General features: G+C 64.3%; 11 protein-coding genes and 1 pseudogene. 9 read left to right on the top strand and 3 right to left on the bottom strand.

The window, feature by feature from the left end; all coding sequences use genetic code 11:
* Positions 1 to 13 precede the first annotated feature (13 nt).
* The 9 genes and pseudogenes from GA829_RS02305 (at position 14) to GA829_RS02265 (ending at position 14,083) form a co-directional block, all read left to right on the top strand.
* Entirely contained in the window at positions 14 to 2,569 is a 2,556-nt protein-coding gene (locus GA829_RS02305; RefSeq protein WP_195176974.1) for a sensor histidine kinase, read from the top strand.
* Positions 2,570 to 2,577: 8 nt separating this feature from the next.
* The gene (tsaE, locus tag GA829_RS02300; RefSeq protein ID WP_195176973.1) at positions 2,578 to 4,089 is read left to right on the top strand and encodes a tRNA (adenosine(37)-N6)-threonylcarbamoyltransferase complex ATPase subunit type 1 TsaE; all 1,512 of its coding nucleotides are present in this window, start codon (positions 2,578 to 2,580) and stop codon (positions 4,087 to 4,089) included.
* On the top strand, positions 4,086 to 4,814 hold the full coding sequence (locus tag GA829_RS02295; protein WP_195176972.1) for a nucleotidyltransferase family protein: 729 nt from the start codon (positions 4,086 to 4,088) through the stop codon (positions 4,812 to 4,814). The genes tsaE and GA829_RS02295 overlap by 4 nt, the downstream gene beginning before the upstream one ends.
* Positions 4,811 to 7,945 carry a double-strand break repair protein AddB gene (addB, locus tag GA829_RS02290; protein ID WP_195176971.1) on the top strand — a complete coding sequence of 1,045 codons (3,135 nt, stop codon included), beginning with the start codon at positions 4,811 to 4,813 and terminating at the stop codon, positions 7,943 to 7,945. Before GA829_RS02295 ends, addB begins: the two co-directional genes overlap by 4 nt.
* Complete coding sequence (gene addA / locus GA829_RS02285) at positions 7,942 to 11,460, top strand: double-strand break repair helicase AddA (RefSeq protein WP_195176970.1); 3,519 nt, start codon at positions 7,942 to 7,944, stop codon at positions 11,458 to 11,460. The genes addB and addA overlap by 4 nt, the downstream gene beginning before the upstream one ends.
* A 76-nt stretch (positions 11,461 to 11,536) precedes the next feature.
* Positions 11,537 to 11,863: a thioredoxin gene (gene trxA, locus GA829_RS02280; RefSeq protein ID WP_195176969.1), complete on the top strand. Its 327-nt coding sequence runs from the start codon at positions 11,537 to 11,539 to the stop codon at positions 11,861 to 11,863.
* Positions 11,864 to 11,943: 80 nt separating this feature from the next.
* Positions 11,944 to 13,298: pseudogene (locus GA829_RS02275) on the top strand (IS3 family transposase).
* A 128-nt stretch (positions 13,299 to 13,426) separates the two neighbouring features.
* A complete protein-coding gene (locus GA829_RS02270) occupies positions 13,427 to 13,708 on the top strand; it encodes a cupin domain-containing protein (RefSeq protein WP_195176968.1) in 282 nt (93 codons plus the stop codon).
* 126 nt (positions 13,709 to 13,834) lie between these two features.
* Positions 13,835 to 14,083, top strand: coding sequence for a plasmid stabilization protein (locus GA829_RS02265; protein WP_195176967.1), 249 nt, complete (start codon positions 13,835 to 13,837; stop codon positions 14,081 to 14,083).
* A gap of 37 nt (positions 14,084 to 14,120) precedes the next feature.
* Here GA829_RS02265 and GA829_RS02260 read toward each other — a convergent pair whose 3' ends face one another.
* The 3 genes from GA829_RS02260 to trpA form a co-directional block, all read right to left on the bottom strand.
* Complete coding sequence (locus GA829_RS02260) at positions 14,121 to 15,446, bottom strand: bifunctional folylpolyglutamate synthase/dihydrofolate synthase (protein ID WP_195176966.1); 1,326 nt, start codon at positions 15,444 to 15,446, stop codon at positions 14,121 to 14,123.
* 118 nt (positions 15,447 to 15,564) lie between these two features.
* Positions 15,565 to 16,491 (bottom strand): acetyl-CoA carboxylase, carboxyltransferase subunit beta, encoded by a 927-nt coding sequence (gene accD, locus GA829_RS02255; RefSeq protein WP_195176965.1) that lies wholly within the window; start codon positions 16,489 to 16,491, stop codon positions 15,565 to 15,567.
* A gap of 48 nt (positions 16,492 to 16,539) precedes the next feature.
* Positions 16,540 to 17,379: a tryptophan synthase subunit alpha gene (gene trpA / locus GA829_RS02250; protein WP_195176964.1), complete on the bottom strand. Its 840-nt coding sequence runs from the start codon at positions 17,377 to 17,379 to the stop codon at positions 16,540 to 16,542.
* Between the last annotated feature and the right edge of the window lie 2 nt (positions 17,380 to 17,381).

Below are 17,381 nucleotides of genomic sequence, written 5' to 3'. Positions count from 1 at the left end.
AGAGGACCAAGACATGCCGGGGCAACACCCGCAAAAGGCGGGACGGGCCGTTTCCGGCGGCCATGACGATTCGGAGACCAGCAACTCGGCTGTAAAGGGCGAGGCCGTTTCCTGGCGCGCCCGCGCCGGCGCGCTTCTTGCCGCATCCGCGTTTTCAAGCCCCTTGCTTGGCACGGTCGCGCATGCCGAAACCGCCAATGTGATCACGTCAGGATTGTCGCTCAGCACGGTCGAGGTCATCCAGCTTGCGGTATTCGTCGGGGTGACGGGTGCCGCGCTGCTCTCCGCCATCGTGCTGATCCGCGAAAGAACGCGCACCTCGTCGCAGAACCTGGAACTCAGGAGCCGTCTGGCCGACGTCAATGCAGCCTTGCGGCGTTCCGAGGCGCTGCTCAACATGCGCGACCAACGCGTCGTGGTATGGGCCGCTGAGAACAAGAAACCCGATCTTGTCGGTACATTGCCGCTGGAAAGCGGCGCCCCGGAAGACCGCGCCGCGTTCCTCGCTTTTGGACGCTGGCTGATGCCACGTTCGGCGGCGGCGCTGGAACATGCCATCACGGCATTGCGGGAAAAGGCAAAGCCCTTTGACCTCCTCATCGAATCGCAGGCCGGCGCGCCGCTCGAAGTGCATGGGCGCAAGAGCGCGGCTCATATACTGGTGCGTTTCGTTTCCCTGTCGGAGACACAGCGCAGCCAGGCCAGGCTGAAAATCGAGAACCAGCGCCTCTCCGCCGACTATGAGACGATCGTCGGCCTGCTTGATGCCTTGAAGATGCCGACATGGCTGCGCACGGCGGATGGACGGCTGAGGTGGGTCAATCGGGCCTATGCCGATGCGGTTGAAGCCGAAAGCGCGGACGCCGCGGTCCGTGACGCCAAGGAATTCCTTGGTGGTCAGGCGCGCGACGCGATCGCTGCCCAGCACACATCGCATCCGGTGTTCGACCAGGCGCTTTCCACTGTTATCGAGGGCGATCGGCGCGTGTTTGCCGTGACCGATTTCGCCGGCGCCGATGGCTCGGCGGGTCTTGCCTCCGACACCAGTGCTATTGAGACCATTCGCGGTGAGTATGAGCGGACGGTGAGAAGCCACGCCGACACGCTCGATCAGCTCAACACCGCCGTCGCGATTTTCGACGCTGACGAGAAGCTGCGGTTCTTCAATCAGGCGTTCCAGAAACTCTGGGGCCTGGACTCTGGGTTCCTGCACAGTGCCCCCGACAATGCCCTGTTGCTCGACCGCCTGCGCAGTGAAGGCAAGATTGCCGAGCAGCCGGAATGGCGCCGCTGGAAGGAAGGTCTGCTTGGCGCCTATCGCGCGGTGGAATCGCAGGAACATTGGTGGCATCTGCCTGACGGCAAGACGATCCGCGTCGTTGCCAATCCGCAGCCCAAGGGCGGCGTGACCTGGGTCTTCGAGAACCTGACCGAAAAGATGGACCTGGAAAGCCGTTACCAGACGGCGGTGCGCGTTCAGGGCGAGACACTCGACAATCTCGCCGAAGGCGTGGCCGTCTTCGGTCCTGACGGACGGCTCCGACTGTCGAACCCGGCCTTCGCCAAGCTCTGGGGGCTGAGTGCCGATGCGGCCAAGCCCAATGTACACGTGTCCACCATTCGCGACCTCTGCGACCGCCAAGCTGTCGACAGCCCTTGGCCAGGCTTCGTCGCCGTCATCACCGGCTTCGACGACGAGCGCCGCGACCGACACGGCCAGGCGGAACTCAACAATGGCGGCGTGCTGAGCTACGCCATCATCCCGTTGCCCAACGGGCAAGTGATGACCACCTTTGTCGACGTCACCGACAGCGTCAATGTCGAACGGGCGCTGAAGGACAAGAACGAAGCGCTGCAGAGATCGGACCAGATCAAGAATGATTTCGTCCAGCACGTCTCATACGAATTGCGTTCGCCGTTGACCAACATCATCGGCTTCACCGAATTGCTTTCGCTGCCGGCCACCGGGCCGCTGAGCCAGAAGCAGCGCGAATATGTCGAGCATGTCGGCTCGTCGTCCTCGGTCCTGCTCACCATCGTCAACGATATCCTCGACCTGGCCACCGTCGATGCCGGCATCATGCAGCTCGATATCTCCGAGGTGCGGATCGACCGGACCATCGCTGCCGCCGCAGAGCTCGTGGCCGACCGGCTGGAGGAGCATTCGATCACGCTCAAGGTCGATGCTGCCGCGGCGCCGAAGAGCTTTCACGGCGACGAGATCCGCATTCGCCAAATCCTCTACAATCTGCTTAGCAACGCTGCCAACTACGCGCCGGAGGCAAGCACCATCACGCTTGCCTGCAGGCAACTGGCGGAGGGCGTCGAGTTCTCGGTCCATGACAGCGGGCCCGGCATGCCGCCGGACGTGCTTGATTCGGTGTTTCGTCGCTTCGAGCCGCGCGCCAACGGCGGTCGCCGGCGCGGCGCCGGGCTCGGCTTGTCCATCGTCAAGAGTTTCGTCGAACTGCATGGCGGCAGCGTTCGTATCGAGACCGGCAAGGACAAGGGCACGACCGTCATCTGCACCTTTCCCGATACGCCGGGCATGCGCGCCGCGGCCGAGTAGCACGCTCGATGGCGGATCTGGTGCTGGAGCGATTGCTTGCCGATGAAACGGAGACGGCACGGCTGGGTGAAGACCTCGCCATGTCGCTGCGCCCGGGCGATGTGCTCGCCCTCAAGGGCGACCTCGGCGCTGGCAAGTCGACATTGGCGCGCGCGCTGATCAGGACATTGGCCGACGATGCCGGCCTCGACGTGCCAAGCCCAACCTTTACCCTGGTGCAGAGCTATGACACGCGCGTTCCGGTGCACCATTTCGATCTCTATCGCCTGTCCTCGGCGGCCGAAATCGATGAGCTCGGGTTCGACGAGGCACTGCTGCAAGGAGCAGCCTTGGTCGAATGGCCAGAAAAGGCCGAGGCCTATCTGCCGCCGACAGCGGTTCTGATCGAGCTGACCCATCACGGCGATGGCCGGCTGGCGAGGCTGTCGGGACAAGGCGACGCGTTCAAGCGCGCGGCGCGGTCGCTGGCGATGCGCGATTTTCTGGCAAGCGCCGGCTGGGGCGAAGCGCAGCGGCGCTATTTCATCGGCGATGCCTCGGCCCGCTCTTATGAAATCGTCTCGCGCGACGGCTTTCAGCCACTGGTGCTGATGAATTCGCCGCGATTGGTGCTGGGGCCGCCTGTGCGCGACGGCAAACCCTATGCGGTTATCGCCCACACGGCCCAGTCTGTCTCGGCATTCGTTGCCATCGACCGTGCCTTGAAGGCCGGCGGCGTCAGCGTGCCGGCGATAGAAGCCGAGGACCTGGAGCAGGGGTTCCTGCTGCTTGAACATCTCGGTTCGGAGAGCTTTCTCGACGGCCAGGGCCAACCGGTGAACGGCCGCTATCAGGCTGCTGCAGAACTGCTGGCCATGATGCATGGCAGGACCTGGGCCGACCGTTTGGAGGTCGTTCCTGGCGTGACCCATGAGGTGCCGCCCTTCGATCGCGCCGCGATGATGATCGAGGCCGACCTGCTGATAGACTGGTATGTGCCGGCGATCACGGGAGGCCCGCCCAGTGATACCTTGCGCGCCGGCTATCACCAGGAATGGAACGCGCTCTTCGACCGCCTGGACGGCAGCGAATACACGCTGATGCTGCGCGATTTCCATTCGCCCAACATCATCTGGCGCGGCGAGCGCTCCGGCCACGACCGTCTGGGCATCGTCGACGTGCAGGACGCCTTGATTGGCCCTTCCGCCTATGACGTCGCCTCGCTCGCCATGGACGCACGCGTCACGCTGTCGCCCGAGATCGAGAAGCAGACACTGGCTGCCTATATAGCGGCGCGCCACGCAGCCGGCGCCTTTGACGAGAGCGCGTTTGTCGAGGCCTATGCAATCATGGCGGCGCAGCGCAATTCCAAGATCCTTGGCATCTTCGTGCGGCTCGAAAAGCGCGACGGAAAGCCTTACTATCTGAGGCATCTGCCGCGCATTCGCGACTATCTGCGCCGCGCGCTGTCCCACCCGGCATTGGCAAGACTGCGGGACCTCTACACCGCCCACGGCTTGCTGGAGGAACGAACCCTTTGACGGCGATACCGCAGACCGCGATCGTGCTTGCCGCCGGGCTTGGCAAGCGCATGCGGCCGATCACCAACACCATGCCAAAGCCGCTGGTCAGCATCGCCGGCAAGACATTGCTTGACTGGAGCCTGGACAGCCTGGCCGCTGTCGGCGTCGGCAAGGCTGTCGTCAACGTCCACTATTTCCCCGAACAGATCATCGCCCATGTCGCGGCGCGCCAGACACCAGGCATCGTCATTTCTGATGAGAGCGAAAGGCTGCTGGATTCCGCCGGCGGCATCGTCAAGGCCTTGCCGGCCCTCGGCAAGGCCCCCTTCTTCATTCTCAACGCCGATACGTTCTGGATCGACCATGGCCTGCCCAATCTTGCCCGTCTCGCTCTTGCGTGGGACGCGGCGAAAATGGATATTCTGCTGATGCTGGCGGAACTCGATCAGGCGACCGGACACAGCGGCGGCACGGATTTTCTGGTTGCGCCGGATGGCGCACTGCGCCGCGCGAAAGGCGATCCGGCCGGACTGATCTATGCCGGGGCTGCAATAGTCCATCCGCGCCTGTTCAAGGACGCGTCGAGCGAGCCGCACTCACTGAACGCTTATTTCGACACGGCCATCGCGGCTGGCCGTCTGTTCGGCATGGTCATGCAGGGCCATTGGATCACGGTCGGCACGCCCGATGCCATTCCGCAGGCCGAAGCCGCCGTCGCCGACGCTCTAGCCGAGTTGCAATGAGCGGCTCAAGCCGCGTTTTCTCGATACCGCCCGGAGCGCCGTTTCTGCCGACGCTGGCCGAGGCATTGCTTGGCGGCCACCTCGTTCCGGGTTTTCGTTTTGACGGCGATCCGCTGGCGCTGGCCGATGTCACCATTTACGTGCCGACGCGCCGCGCCGCGCGCGCATTGCGCGGCGTCTTTGTCGACAGTCTCGCGGCACGAGGCGGCGGCGGTTCGGCAATCCTGCCGGTCATACGCCCGCTTGGCGAGTTCGACGAAGACGAGGCGGCATTCGAGGCCGAAGCCTCGGCGGCGATAGACCTTGCACCGCCTATCTCGGCCACCGAGCGTCTGCTGCTGCTGGCGCCGCTGGTGCGCGCCTGGAAGCGCCGGCTGCCGGCTCATGTCGCTGCACTCTTCGACGAGGAAATCGTCATTCCGGCGTCCTCCGCCGACGCGATCTGGCTGGCCCGCGATCTCACCCGGCTGATGGACGAGATCGAGACGGAAGGGTCGGACTGGAGCAAGTTCGAGGATCTGGTCAAGGGAAGCCTTGCCGGCTGGTGGCAGGTTACCCTCGATTTTCTCGGCATTGTCATCGATGCCTGGCCGAAATTCCTTGAGGAGCGTGATCGCTCCAACCCAGCCGCGCATCGCAGCGCGCTGATCAGGCACGAAGCGGCGCGGCTGCAGCGCAATCCGCCGCCCGGACCGGTCATCGCCGCCGGGTCGACGGGCTCGATCCCCGCCACCGCCGAACTGCTCGCCGCGATCGCCCGCCTGCCCAATGGCGCGATCGTGCTGCCCGGTCTCGACCAGACGCTGGACGAACCGTCCTTCCAAGCGATTGCCGCTCCTGGCGCGCGCCCCGCCTTGCTCGGCCATCCGCAATACGGCCTGGCAAAACTGATCGGTAAGATCGGCGTGTTGCGCGGCGATGTCGAGGAGATCGGCGTTGCCGGGCGGCCGCTGGCGCTGCGCGCCGCCCTGATCGGCGAAGCGTTGCGGCCGGCTGAAACCACCGAGCTCTGGGCGGAAACGCGCGCCGGCTTTGCCGCGCACGATATTGTCGAGGCCTTCGCCGGCGTGACGCTGCTTGAGGCCGCCAGTGAGCGCGACGAGGCGGTGGCCATCGCCGTTGCGCTCAAACGTGCTGTCGAGCAGCCGGGCGAACGCGCCGCGCTCGTCACCGGCGACCGTGCCCTGGCGCGGCGGGTTTCGGCGGAGCTTCTGCGCTTTGGCGTCGTCGCCGACGATTCGGGTGGCGTACCACTCACCAACACGCCAGCCGCCAGCTTGCTCAGGCTGGCGCTGCAGGCGGTGTTTCGCCCCGGCGATCCCGTTGGCCTGCTGTCGCTGCTCAAGCATCCTCTTCTGGGCCTTGGTCTCGACCGGGCCAATGTTCGTCACGCGGCGGAACTGGTCGAACTGGTGGCCCTGCGCGGCGGCACCGGTCGCCCCGACATCGCTTCGTTGCCGGAACTGTTCGAGGCCCGTCTCACGGGTCTCGGCGACGACAGTCGGCCACCCTTCTGGTTGGCCCGGCTGGCGGTGCGCGGCATCGAGGACGCGCGCGATGTCCTCAAGCGCCTGACCGGCGCCCTGGCACCGCTCGCGGCTTTTCGAGGCCAGCTGGAGACCGATCTTGCCGCGCTGGTCAGCGCGAGCGTTGTCGCGCTCGAGAATCTCGGCCGCACTGGGGATGGCGGCCTTGGCGAGCTTTATGCCGGCGACGCCGGCGAAAAACTCGCCGAACTGTTGCGCGGCCTGGTCGCGGCCCCCGTGGCCTTCTCCTTCGCGGCGGATGAATGGCCCGACGTGATGGACGCGCTGATCGCACCTGAAACGGTCAAGCCGGCGCAAGGCACCGACAGGAACATCGCCATCTGGGGTGCGCTGGAAGCGCGCTTGCAGAATGTCGACACGCTGATCATTGGCGGGCTCAACGAAGGTGTCTGGCCGCGCAAGCCGGAAAGCGATCGCTTCATGTCGCGGTTGATGAAGACCGGCATCGATCTCGAACCGCCCGAACGGCGCATCGGCCTCGCCGCGCATGACTTCCAGATGGCGATGGGCGCGAGAAAGGTGGTGCTGGCGCGCTCCGCCCGCGCCGGCGACGCGCCCGCGGTGCCGTCGCGCTGGCTGCAGCGTATCCTGACCTTCGTCGGCAAGGACCATGCGGGCGAGCTACGCCGGCGCGGCGACGAACTGCTCGCCTGGGCGCGGGCGCTCGATACCGGCAAGCGGCAGGATTTCGCGCCACGGCCACAGCCGAAGCCACCGCTGGCGGTCAGGCCTCGGCACTTTTCGGTCACCGAGATCGAAACCCTGCGCCGCGATCCCTATGCCGTTTACGCCAGGAGGATCCTTGGCCTGATGCGGCTCGATCCGGTCATCCGAGATCCCGGCGCTGCCGAACGCGGCACGCTGTTCCATGCCATCCTGCATCTGTTTTCGAGCAGCGTTGCCGATCCGCGCGCGCCGGACGCGCTGGCCGGTCTCATTGCGGCGGGCCGCACCTGTTTTGCCGAGGCTGCCTTGCCCGCCGATGTCGAGGCTGTGTGGTGGCCACGCTTTGAAAAGCTCGCTGGCAGTATCATCGAGTGGGAGCGCGGCCGCGCCGACGCCGTGACACAACGCCATGCGGAAGAGCGCGCCGCCAAGACAGTCGTCGGCCAGTCCGGTGTAACGCTGTCCGGCTATGCCGACCGTGTCGATCTGCTGGCTGGCGGCATGGCCGATATTCTCGACTACAAGACCGGCTCCTCACCCTCCAAGGCACAGGCACACACGCTGCTGGCCCCACAACTGGCGCTGGAAGCCGCGCTGCTGCGGCGCGGCGCCTTCAAGGATCTTGGCGCACGCGAGCCGTCGCAACTGGCGTTCATCAGGTTGAAGCCGAATGGCGAGGTGTTCGAGGAATCCATCCTCGAATACAACCGACAGCCCAGAACCGCCGCCGACCTCGCCGAAGAGGCCTGGGCGCGGCTGGAAAAGCTCCTGGTTCATTACGACGATCCGGCGACCGGATACCTGTCACGGGCGCTGCCTTTCCGCGAGGGCGAAACCGATGGTGACTACGATCATCTGGCCCGGGTGCTCGAATGGTCCGCCGGCGGCGATACCGGTGACGAGGGAGGGGAGGCATGAAGAAGGCCTATCCGATCCCGAGCGACACCGCGTCGAGCCAGGCAAGCGCGTCCGACCCCAGGAATTCCGCCTGGGTGTCGGCCAATGCCGGTTCGGGCAAGACCCATGTGCTGGCGCAGCGCGTCATTCGGCTGCTGCTGCGCGGCACCGATCCCTCGAAGATCCTGTGCCTGACCTATACGCGCGCCGCCGCCGCCAACATGTCGAACCGGGTGTTTTCGACGCTGTCGGAATGGACGGCACTCGGCGACACCGAATTGGCGGCAAGGATCGAGGCGCTGGACAATCGCCGGCCCGACCGTGAGACCATGCGTCGCGCGCGCCGCCTGTTCGCCGAGGCACTGGAAACACCGGGCGGATTGAAGATCCAGACCATCCACGCCTTCTGCGAATCGGTGCTGCACCAGTTCCCGCTCGAGGCCAATATTCCCGCGCATTTCGAGATGCTCGACAGCCAGATGGAGGCCTCGCTTTTCGCCGCCGCCCGCCGCGAGATGATTTCTGGCTCGGCTGCGCGCGAGGCGGAGCTTGCCGAGGCTTTCGCCGCTGTCCTGGAGCGCGGCGGTGAGGCTGGGCTCGATGCCTTGCTGGCCGAGATCGTGCGCAAGCGCGACGGCTTGCGCGCTTTCATCGACGAGGCCGGCCGTGACGGCTCGGGGTTTCAGCCGCTGTTCGACGAGTTTCATTTTCGAGCCGGCCAGACGGCCGAAGGCATAGCCGCCTCCGCCTGGCCGCTGCCGGGGTTCCTGCCGGACTATTTTGCTGCCTTTGCCGCTGCCGCTGAATCGGCCGACGCCCGCATCGTCCTCAACAACATCCTGCCCTACGCCCGTCTCGCCTTCGCCGAAAGCGATCCGCTGCGCCGGCTGCAATTGCTGGGCCGGGCTTTCCTGAAGTCGGACGGCGAGGCCTATGACCCGGCCAAGGCGTTCAAGAAGGCCTTGCTCGAACGGCTGCCCGACCTGCCGGAGCGCTATCAGGCCGCCGTTAGCGCCATCCTGGAAATCTCTGACCGGCTGGCGCTGTTTCGGATGCTGGAAGGCACGCGTGCCGCGCTGACCGTCGCCGACTGGCTCATTGCCCGCTACGAGCAATTGAAGCGCGGGCGCGGCTTTCTCGATTTCAACGATCTGATCACCCGCACGGTCAATCTTCTGGCGCGTCCCGACGCTGGCCCCTGGGTGCAATACAAGCTCGACCAAGGCATCGACCATATCCTGCTCGACGAAGCGCAGGACACCAGCCCCGACCAATGGGAGGTGGTGAAGCGGCTGGCGGAGGAGTTCTTTGCCGGCTTTGGCGCCCGCGACCATGTCCACCGCACGGTGTTTGCCGTCGGTGACGAAAAGCAGTCGATCTATTCGTTTCAGGGGGCGGCGCCGGACTCCTTCGCCGACAGCCGGCTGTTGTTTGCCGGAAGGGTGCGGAACGCCGAGGCCTCCTTCGCCGACCTGAAGCTGACCTGGTCGTTCCGCTCCACCGACGACGTGCTGGCCGCCGTCGACCGTGTCTTCGCCGACCCCATTGTCCGGCGCGGCATCAGCCATGATCCCGACCCGCTGGACCACAAGGCGATCCGCAACGATGCGCCGGGCTATGTCGAGGTCTGGCCGTCGATCGGCGCCGATGTCGTCGATGAGCCGGATGACTGGACGCAAGCCATCGACCACGCCCACGCACCGGCGGTGCGCGTGGCCGAAAACGTCGCCGCGACGGTTGCCGGCTGGATCGGCAATGGCGAGATCATCGAAGGCCGTGGCAAGAAACTTCGGCCAGGCGACGTGCTGGTGCTGGTGCGCAAGCGCGACCGCTTTGTCCACGCCCTGACCCGCGCGCTGAAGCGCCGTGACATTCCCGTGGCCGGCGCTGACCGGCTGAGCCTGCCTGGCCATATCGCGGTCAAGGACCTGATCGCGCTCGGCCATTTCCTGATCCAGCCGCAGGACGATCTGTCGCTTGCAGCGGTACTGCGCAGCCCGATTTTCGATGTTTCGGAAGAGATGCTTTTTGGCCTCGCCGCCGAGCGGGCGTCCGGCCTGTCGCTGATCGCGTCCTTGCGCCAGCACGCCGCAGAAAGCGCCGTGCTGGCCGATGTGGTCAAACAGCTCGACCTCTGGGCGGGAGAAGCCGGCTTCAAGCCGGTCTTTGAATTCTATGCCGGCCTGCTGGCGCGCGACGGCGTGCGCCGCAAGATGATCGCGCGGCTCGGGCCGGAAGCGGGCGACATTCTCGACGAATTCCTGAATTTCTGCCTTGCCGATGAACGGACCGGGCTGCCGGGACTGGAAGCCTTCCTGTCGACGCTGGAAAATGCCGGTCCCGAGATCAAGCGCGAGATGGACCAGACCCGCGATGAGGTCCGCGTCATGACGGTGCACGCCGCCAAGGGCCTGGAGGCGCCGGTCGTGTTTCTGGTCGACGGAGGCTCGGCTCCATTCAGCGACCAGCACCTGCCGCGTCTGATGCCATTCGACGGCACCGGCAAACACTGGCGCGGCAAGGGCTATCTCTGGCGCTCGGGCAGCGACGTCGCTAACGGTTTTTCCAAGGCGGCCTCGGTTCGCGCCCGCGAACTCGCCGACGATGAATATCGCCGGCTGCTCTATGTGGGCATGACCCGCGCCGAGGACCGGCTGATCGTCTGCGGCTATCACGGCAAGCGGGCGCCGAATACCGGCACCTGGCATTCGATCGTCAGCCGCGCCCTGGTCGGCGCCCCGGAGAGTGAGCAGCGCGAGCATCCCGCCAATGGCGAACCGGTGCATCGCTTCCACATGACGAGGTTGCCGCCTGTTGCCCTGGTTGCTGACGACCAGACCCGGCAGAAAGAGGATTTCGCGCCGCTGCCGGCTAACCTGTTCCGGCCATTGCCGCCCTATGAGGAATTGCCGCGCCCCTTGTCGCCGTCCGGTGCTTCGGCGCTGATCGACGAAGGCAAGGAAGCGGTGATCGATACCGGCTCGCCCGTTCTGGACGCCGACGCCGAGCCCGGGTTTGCCGTCATGCGGGGTCTGGCGCTGCACAAGCTTCTGCAGATGCTTCCCGGCATTGCCGAAGGCGAACGTTATGGCGCTGCTGAACGCTATCTTGCCCGGGTTGGCTCGCAATGGTCCGATACCGAGCGCGGCAAGGCGCTGGCCTCCGTGCTGGCAATCCTCGCCGACCCTCATCTCGGGCAGCTGTTCGCGCCATCGTCGCGCGCGGAAGTGGCCATCATGGGCAGCCTGGAGGTGAAGGGCAGAAAACGCTCGATCTCCGGCAAGATCGACCGGCTGGCGGTTGCACCCGACAAGGTGTCGATCGTTGATTACAAGACCAATCGGCCGGCGCCCGCCACTCTGGCCGATATCCCGCCGGCCTATATCCTGCAGCTGGCGCTCTATCGCGCCCTGCTGCAGCCGCTCTATCCGGGGCGTGCGGTCGGGGCTGCCCTGCTGTTCACCGAGGCGCCGAGGCTGATCGAGCTGCCGGTACAGGTGATGGAGGACGCCCTTGCTCGACTCACGGGAGCGTGACACAACACCTGCTTGAACAAAGGCACCATCACCACCACATTTGGTGCAACGAAGAACTCTCGAAAGGATTTTCCGCATGGGTGCCACCGTCAAGGTCGACAAGAGCAATTTCCAGGCCGATGTGCTTAACGCCAATGTACCGGTCGTCGTCGACTTCTGGGCGGAATGGTGCGGCCCGTGCAAGATGATCGCGCCGGCGCTTGAGGACATCGCCACCGAGCTTGGCGCCAAGGTAAAGATCGCCAAGCTGAACATCGACGAGAATCCCGAGCTTGCCGCCCAGTTTGGCGTGCGCTCTATACCGACCCTGATGATCTTCAAGGGCGGCGAAGTCGCCGACATGAAGGTTGGCGCCGCGCCCAAGACCGCGCTGTCGCACTGGATCAATGGCAGTCTCGCCTGAAATTCCCGAAAATTCGGATCGAAAAGCCCGGCCTCGTGAACTGACCCCCGAAAGTTGGACACAACCTTCGGGGGTTTTGCATGTCCAGACACAGTGCGGGTTTCAAGCACTCGGTTGTCGATTGCTATTTGTGCGGGGATGAGAGCTTTGCGAGCGTGGCGTCGATCCACGGAGTTGACGCGGCGACTGTTCGCAAATGGGTTTGTTTGTATCAGGCGCACGGCGATGATCGCCTGTCGAGCAAGTACGGACGTTACGACGCGGCGTTCAAGCTGTCAGTGCTTGAGCGGATGTGGGAGGACGGTCGGTCGCATCGCCAGACGGCGGCGCTGTTCAATATCCGCAATGCCGGTTGCCTGACGGGCTGGGAGAAGCGCTATCATGCGGGCGGGATAGCGGCGCTCGCCCCGCGCCCCAGAGGACGACCCATGTAGAAGCCGCCGGCCCCCACAGTGCCTGTTGCAGCCAGTGACGAGGCCAAAAGCCGCGAAGAATTGCTGGCCGAGTTGAAGCATCTGCGGATGGAGAACGCCTACCTAAAAAAACTGGAGGCCTTAACGCAGGGACACGCGCCCAAAGAGCGCAAGCCGTTCAGGCGTTAAGGCCGTTGTATCCGCTTGAGGGGCTGCTCGAACTGGCGAAGCTGTCACGCAGCACGTTCTATTACAGGCGCAAGGCGGCCTCGCGCCCGGACCGCCATACGGCGCTGAAGGAGGCGATCAAGGCCATCTTCGGCAGCCACAAGGGCCGCTACGGCTATCGCCGGGTGACCGCGCAACTGCATCGGCTGGGTCAACACGTCAACCACAAGACCGTCCAGAGCCTGATGGCCGGGATGGGACTGAAGTCGCTGGTCAGGCCGAAGAAGTATCGTTCCTACAGGGGCGAGGTGGGGCGGACCGTTCCCGATCTCTTGCGCCGCAGGTTCAGCGCTGACCGCGCCAACCACAAGTGGGTGACCGACGTGACGGAGTTCAGCGTGGCCGGCGACAAGCTCTACCTGTCACCGGTCATGGACCTCTACAATGGTGAGATCGTCGCGTTCGAGACGGCGCGGCGGTCGCGCTTCAAGCTCGTGGATAATATGCTGACCAAAGCCTTCGCTCGGCTCGACCAGGACGAACGGCCGATCCTGCATTCCGATCAGGGATGGCAGTACCAGATGTCAGCATTCCAGCGCAGGCTGGAAGCCAGGGGCCTGGCGCAGAGCATGTCACGCAGAGGCAATTGCCTCGACAACGCAGCGATGGAGAGCTTCTTCGCCACACTCAAGTGCGAACTCTTCCATCTCGAAAGGTTCGAGACCGTCCAAAGCCTCGACACGGCCATCGAGCACTACATCGACTATTACAACAACCATCGCATCAAACTGAAACTGAAAGGGCTGACCCCTGTGCAATACAGGAACCAGCCCCTAAACCTACCACCTCAATGAACCGTCCAACTTTACGGGGTCAGTTCAGCGATGCCGGGCTTTTTTGTTGGCGTCATCGCTGCACCGCTCTGGCCCTCACACAACGGCACTCCATGTCTTCTGTTGGAGGCAGAAGCAGGGAGAGAGAAATGACAGGATCAGCCAAGGCCACCCTCTTCATCGACAATGAGCGCGTCATCGTCACCGAATATCGCTTCGCGCCAGGGGAAAACACCGGCTGGCATCGCCATGGCCACGACTATGTCGTCGTGCCGCTGATGGACGGCAAGGTGAAGCTGTTGACCAAGGATGGCGAATCCTTCGCCGACATGAAGAAAGGCGCGCCCTATTTCCGCAGCGAAGGCGTCGAGCACGACGTCATCAACGCCAACGAGGGCGAGTACGCCTTCATCGAGATCGAGTTGAAGTAATCGGCCGGTCGCGGCTATCACCGTAAGGAGGTACGATCGGCCAGCTTAGCCGTGCTGGCATGCCATCAATTGCCATCTTGATGGCAGGAGGTAACCGACGCATATCCTCCCAAAATGGGGTTTGAAATGGCCGAGCCACGCCTCTCTGTCCGCAGTACCAAAGCACGCGACCTGGCACATCGACTTGCTCGTCGCGAAAATCGCTCGATAGCTGATGTGGTCGAACGTGCGCTTGAAGCCTACGAGCTTCGCGAAGCGGGCCGCGAGCCCGCATCAACCTTCTATGCTCGCCTGACCGCGACCGGCGTCCCCGACATTGATCTTGAGAAAATTATCCGCGAAAGCCGTCAGGCTCATGCAGGACCCGAGCTTTGATCTTCGTCGACACCAAAGTGGTTTCAGAGTCAGTGCGTCAGGTCGGCGGCGTGCCGTTTTCGGCCAGCACCGCGCCGGCCAGATAGAGCGAGCCGCCGATCAGGATGCGTGGCGGCGGGCCTTCCCAGGTGTCGCGCAGCAGCATCAGGGCGCTGGCGACAGAACTCACCGGCTCGGCCGAGAGACCGGCCTCGGCGGCGCGGATCGCCAGTTCGTCGTTCGGCACGCCGGCCTCGCTCATGGAGACCGGCACCGTGTAGACATGCCGGGCCAGGCCCTTGAAGGCGCGGAAATAGCCGCTCTGGTCCTTGGTGTTGATCATGCCCGAGATCAGGAAAAGCGGCCGTGGGCTCTTCTCTTCCTGCTCGGCCATCGCTTCGGCGACCACCACGCCGGCGCCTGGATTGTGGCCGCCGTCAAGCCAGATGTCGGCGCCCTTTGGCGCCAGTTCGGCCAGCCGGCCCTGCGACAGTTTCTGCATCCGGCCAGGCCAGGCGACAGTCGCCATCGCCTTCTCGGCGGCACGGTGGCTGATCTCGAAGCCCGCCGCCTTGACTGCCGCGATCGCGGCTGCCGCATTGGCGAACTGGTGGCGTCCAGGCAGGCGCGGCGGCGGCAGGTCCATCAGGCCGTCCTCGTCCTGGTAGACCATGCGGCCGTTTTCCTCATAGGCGAGGAAATCCTGGCCATAGACGAATGTCGGGCAGTCGAGCCGCTCGGCGGTCTCGATCAGGACCTGCTGTGCTGTCTCGCTTTCCTGCGCGCCGACGACCACCGGGCAGTCGCGCTTGATGATGCCGGCCTTTTCAGCGGCAATCAGTTCGACACGGTCGCCGAGATAGGCCTCATGATCGAGCGAGACCGGCATAATCACGCTGACCGCCGGCTCCTTGATGACATTGGTGGCGTCGAAGCGGCCGCCAAGGCCAACCTCGATGATCGCGACATCGGCCGGATGTTCGGAAAACAGGATAAAAGTAACGGCGGTGAGGATTTCGAAGACCGTGATCTTCTGGCCTTCATTGGCCTTGGCGACCCGCGCGATGGCCTCGGCGAAGACCTCGTCCTCGACCAGCTTGCCGCCGCCATCGGCGGCCAGCCGATAGCGCTCATGCCAGCTCACCAGATGCGGCGAAGTGTGCACATGCACGCGGTAGCCGGCGGCTTCGAGCAGCGCCCTTGAAAACGCGGCGCAGGAGCCCTTGCCGTTGGTTCCGGCAACATGGATCACCGGCGGCAGACGATCCTGCGGATTGCCCAGCCGTTCCAGCAGGCGCGAAATGCGATCAAGCGAAAGGTCGAACCCTTTCGGGTGCAGCGCCATCAGGGCTTCGATTTCGCGGTCGGCGGCAAGCGTGGTCATGAAGGAATCCTAGTGCATGACCCCGGAAATCGAAATCGGAAAGGATCATGCGCAAAACAAGAAGCTACAGCGCGGGCGCGGCGTCGCACAACCGACGCCCGCGTCACTATGTGTCGCGTCAGGCGTGCGGGCGTGCGTCCGCCGCGATCACCGCCGGCGGCAGGATTTCCGGCTCCAGCGGCTTTTGTGTTTCCGGCAGCTTGAGCAGTATTTTCAACAGCCGGGCGATCGTTTCACGCAGTTCCAGCCGCGACACCACCATGTCGACCATGCCGTGCTCCATCAGATATTCGGAGCGCTGGAAACCATCCGGCAGTTTCTCGCGGATGGTCTGCTCGATGACGCGCGGTCCGGCAAAGCCGATCAGCGCGCCCGGCTCGGCGATATGCACGTCGCCCAGCATGGCATAGGAAGCGGTCACGCCGCCGGTGGTCGGGTTGGTCAGCACGACGATGTAGGGCAGGCCGGCTTCCTTCAGCCGGTCGACGCCGACCGTGGTGCGCGGCAACTGCATCAGCGACAGGATACCTTCCTGCATGCGGGCGCCGCCGGAGGCCGCGAACAGGATCAGCGGCCGTTTGCGCTGCAAAGCCACCTCAAAACCATGCACGATGGCGTCACCCGCCGCCATGCCGAGCGAACCACCCATGAAGGCGAAGTCCTGGACAGTGACCACCACCGGCAGGCCCTCGACAGTCCCCAGCGCATTGATGATTGCGTCCTCGAGACCGGTCTTGGCTTTGGCGTCCTTCAGCCGGTCGACATAGCGCTTCTCGTCGCGGAACTTCAGCGGATCCTGCATGACCTTGGGGTTTTCCAGGGCCTCGTACTTTCCGTCGTCAAAGAAGAATCGCAGCCGCTCCTTGGCCGAGATCTTCATGTGATGGCCGGAGGACGGAATGACGAACTGGTTCGATTCCAGATCCTTGTGGAAGACCATCTCGCCGGTCTCGGGATCCTTGATCCAGAGATTCTCCGGCATGTCGGTGCGCCGGCCGAGCATCGAGTTGATCTTCGGGCGAACGTAGTTGGTGATCCAGTTCATCGCTTCGGCTCCTGTCCTGACGAAGAGTCGGGAAGAAAAGTAGGAAGACTATTCGGCGGCAGCAAGGCGGGCGGAGCGCAAACCTTGTGCCAGCCCGCTGACCAGCGTGGCGACCGCCTCGGCCGGGTCGGCGGTCTTTTCGCCCTTTGGTCCCAGCACATTGGCCACCGCATTGACGATCGCGGTGCCGACGACGACGCCGTCGGCATAGGCGCCGATGACGCGCGCCTGCTCGGCGGTCTTGACGCCAAAGCCGACGCAGACCGGAAGGTCGGTGTGGCCCTTGATACGCTGCACCGCTGACGCCACCTTGCCAGTGTCGGCCAGTGCGGAGCCAGTGATGCCGGTCATCGACACGTAGTAGACGAAGCCGGACGTGTTCTGCAGCACCTTGGGCAAGCGCTTGTCGTCGGTGGTCGGCGTTGCCAGGCGAATGAAGTTGATGCCGGCCTTCAGCGCCGGAATGCACAGTTCCTCATCCATTTCCGGCGGCAGGTCGACTACGATCAGCCCATCGATGCCGCTGGCCAGCGCATCCTTGAGGAAGCGGTCGACGCCATAGATATAGATCGGGTTGTAGTAACCCATCAGCACGATCGGCGTCTCATTGTCGCCAGCGCGGAAGTCGGACGCCATCTTCAGCGTCTTGACAAGGGTCTGGCCGGCTTTCAGCGCGCGCAGGCCGGCGGCCTGGATTGCCGGGCCGTCGGCCATTGGGTCGGAAAACGGCATGCCGAGCTCGATGACGTCGGCGCCAGCCTTGGGCAGCGCCTTCATGATCGACAGCGAGGTGTCATAGTCCGGGTCGCCGCCCATGAAATAGGTGACGAGCGCCGGGCGGCCTTCGGTCTTCAGCTTCGCCATGCGGCGGTCGATGCGCGTGGTCATGA

The organism is Mesorhizobium sp. INR15, assembly GCF_015500075.1.
Lineage (GTDB): Bacteria > Pseudomonadota > Alphaproteobacteria > Rhizobiales > Rhizobiaceae > Mesorhizobium.
This window is presented reverse-complemented; position numbering and strand designations above follow the sequence as displayed.

Excerpts from the sequence above, each read along its gene's own strand:
- GA829_RS02305 (WP_195176974.1), top strand. The coding sequence starts at position 14 with ATGCCGGGGCAACACCCGCAAAAGGCGGGACGGGCCGTTTCCGGCGGC.
- tsaE (WP_195176973.1), top strand. The coding sequence starts at position 2,578 with ATGGCGGATCTGGTGCTGGAGCGATTGCTTGCCGATGAAACGGAGACG.
- addB (WP_195176971.1), top strand. The coding sequence starts at position 4,811 with ATGAGCGGCTCAAGCCGCGTTTTCTCGATACCGCCCGGAGCGCCGTTT.
- addA (WP_195176970.1), top strand. The coding sequence starts at position 7,942 with ATGAAGAAGGCCTATCCGATCCCGAGCGACACCGCGTCGAGCCAGGCA.
- trxA (WP_195176969.1), top strand. The coding sequence starts at position 11,537 with ATGGGTGCCACCGTCAAGGTCGACAAGAGCAATTTCCAGGCCGATGTG.
- GA829_RS02270 (WP_195176968.1), top strand. The coding sequence starts at position 13,427 with ATGACAGGATCAGCCAAGGCCACCCTCTTCATCGACAATGAGCGCGTC.
- GA829_RS02265 (WP_195176967.1), top strand. The coding sequence starts at position 13,835 with ATGGCCGAGCCACGCCTCTCTGTCCGCAGTACCAAAGCACGCGACCTG.
- GA829_RS02260 (WP_195176966.1), bottom strand. The coding sequence starts at position 15,446 with ATGACCACGCTTGCCGCCGACCGCGAAATCGAAGCCCTGATGGCGCTG.
- accD (WP_195176965.1), bottom strand. The coding sequence starts at position 16,491 with ATGAACTGGATCACCAACTACGTTCGCCCGAAGATCAACTCGATGCTC.
- trpA (WP_195176964.1), bottom strand. The coding sequence starts at position 17,379 with ATGACCACGCGCATCGACCGCCGCATGGCGAAGCTGAAGACCGAAGGC.